Here is a 2,242-nt window from a genome sequence, read left to right on the forward strand (position 1 = left end):
CCGTCACCAAAACAGAATGAACATGGAACCCATCCTACGCCGCCACATTTAGGACATTTAACTTCTGCATAGCTGCCATATCCTCCGTAAGGATCAGTATAATGAAGCGTTGTTTTAAATATATTGTACCAAATGTTTCCTAATAAATCCATCGCCAATTATTTTCTTAGCGCGAATATTAATCTGCTGATATTAATTTCCTCCTTAAAATCAGCATAGTATGATCTCATGGCCTTTACAGAAAACAGAAAGTTCTATTTGATGACCAGCTTACCTTTTCCATATTACTTATTTTCATCTGCAATTCTTTTCAATTTTTTAACATCTACAATATGATAGCCTTGTGGAGTTTTTTCCAATATCCCTGTTTTAACAAAACATGCCAATACATAAAGCAGGTGCCTATAAGTAACTCCTAAAAATTCTGCCACTTCCGTATGCCTCTCCCGATAGTAACCGTTTGTAGCTGTAAGCAAGATAAAGGTCGCAAGGCGAACATCCAAGGCATAGGACTGGTTTCTTGAATAATTATAGGAATTACCTATAGCTTTTTTGCCAAGTAACACACAAAGATATCTCAAAAATGTTGTATCATTGAGAAGCTTTTCTTTACAGCTTGTGATTCGAACAGCAAAGCAGGTGCATGCTGTAATTGCCTTTACACCGTTTGATGTCACCTGCGCTTCAATTAATTCCATCTCACCAATAAAGCACGGTGCACTTAAAAAATTAATCAATGAGATTCTTCCATTGTCATGTGACAAGAACAGCTTGGCTCGACCATCAACTAGGTAATACAGAAACTCAGGTTCGTCGCCTTCCTTTAGGATTAAATCTCCTGGTTCAAACTGTACAACTGTGATGTATGGCCGGATATCAAATCCAAAATAATCGGAAAGAGGAAACTGATTGTAGTATTCCTCAATCTGGTTTTTATCCTTTATATGTTTCATAATACTATTTTCTCCTTAAGAGCAGTATGAGAAATCTCATACCATTATAGCAAATATTTAAGATATAATCATTACAAAAAGAGGTGATTTGAAATGATACAGAAAAATTATTGGGATGATGTTTCAGAGACAAAGCAGTTTACAACACCTTTTCAATCAAGTGAATTCCGAAAATACATCACTATGGAATATACGGTGCTTGATGTTGGCTGTGGCTATGGTCGAACTTTAGATGAACTATATCAGATGGGCTATCGTAATTTGATTGGAATTGATTTCTCCGAGGGCATGATTCAGCGTGGAGCAAGACAGTTTCCACACCTCGATTTACGTGTAAAAAAAGAGGCTTCCATTGATCTGCCAGATAACAGCATTGATGCAGTTATCCTTTTTGCTGTGCTGACTTGCATTCATAATAATGAGGAACAAAAAGCTCTGATTACCGAAATCAGGCGTGTCTTAAAGAAGGATGGTATTTTATATATGAATGACTTTCTCTTGAATACAGATGAACGCAATGCAGCTCGTTATCAAAAATTTCAAGAGAAATATGGCAATTATGGTGTATTTGAATTACCAGAAGGTGCTGTCTGCCGCCATCACTCTGAAGAGTGGGTCAATGAGCTTTTAGTTGATTTTAACACATTGCAATATGAACACTTGACATTCACTACCATGAATGGACACATATCTAATGGTTTTTATTTTATAGGACAAAACATAAAATGAGTAACAAAGGGAGCAATCAAAATCGACTGTTCCCTTTCACTTGCTATATTTATTTAATTCTCAACTTAACCTTGCCTACAACTAATCGGGCAACTTACTTATAACCTTTGATGTAGTATATGATTCTAAATAATTTAATGGACAAATCTATTAACTTAAATTAACACTAAAGATTTGCCCAAATATTTCATACTTATTGAATTGTAAGTCAAAAGAACATATTTTAAAGCAATGCTCCTCTTCGAGTTGTGTGTGCCACAGATAACCGAACACTATAGCTCTTATTTACCTTTTGCTCTGACGTATTCAATTGCCTCTTTACCGGTTATGTGCTCCACATCAATTGCAAAAATATAAGATTGCATGCATCCCATTATTTCCTTAAGTTTGGCCTCTTCAGGTTGATCCCCTGAATATTTTTCAACTAAAGCTTTAAAAGCTTCAATACGTTCATCACCTTCTGCAATTCTTGCTTTTCCAAAGGCTATAACACTGCGAAAATATGAAGTATATTCTTTGCTTACTATGGTATCTTCGTCTATTACTGAAAAAGACACCTT

3 protein-coding genes are annotated in these 2,242 nt (G+C 35.5%); 1 reads left to right on the forward strand and 2 read right to left on the reverse strand.

Annotated elements, in window-relative coordinates; genetic code table 11:
* Positions 1 to 284: 284 nt before the first annotated feature.
* Positions 285 to 953: a transcriptional regulator YeiL gene (gene yeiL / locus LY60_RS17875; protein WP_145087139.1), complete on the reverse strand. Its 669-nt coding sequence runs from the start codon at positions 951 to 953 to the stop codon at positions 285 to 287.
* Positions 954 to 1,046: 93 nt separating this feature from the next.
* On the opposite strand from yeiL, the gene LY60_RS17880 reads away from it, so the two are divergent.
* A complete protein-coding gene (locus tag LY60_RS17880; RefSeq protein WP_145087142.1) occupies positions 1,047 to 1,682 on the forward strand; it encodes a class I SAM-dependent methyltransferase in 636 nt (211 codons plus the stop codon).
* Positions 1,683 to 1,963: 281 nt separating this feature from the next.
* On the opposite strand, the gene LY60_RS17885 is transcribed toward LY60_RS17880, so the two are convergent.
* Positions 1,964 to 2,242 (reverse strand): pyridoxamine 5'-phosphate oxidase family protein (locus LY60_RS17885; protein ID WP_145087145.1); only part of this gene is annotated, 279 nt, incomplete at its 5' end.

The organism is Sedimentibacter saalensis (assembly GCF_007830175.1).
Classification (GTDB): domain Bacteria; phylum Bacillota; class Clostridia; order Tissierellales; family Sedimentibacteraceae; genus Sedimentibacter; species Sedimentibacter saalensis.

Coding starts and splice junctions, on each gene's coding strand:
- yeiL (WP_145087139.1), bottom strand. CDS start 953: ATGAAACATATAAAGGATAAAAACCAGATTGAGGAATACTACAATCAG.
- LY60_RS17880 (WP_145087142.1), top strand. CDS start 1,047: ATGATACAGAAAAATTATTGGGATGATGTTTCAGAGACAAAGCAGTTT.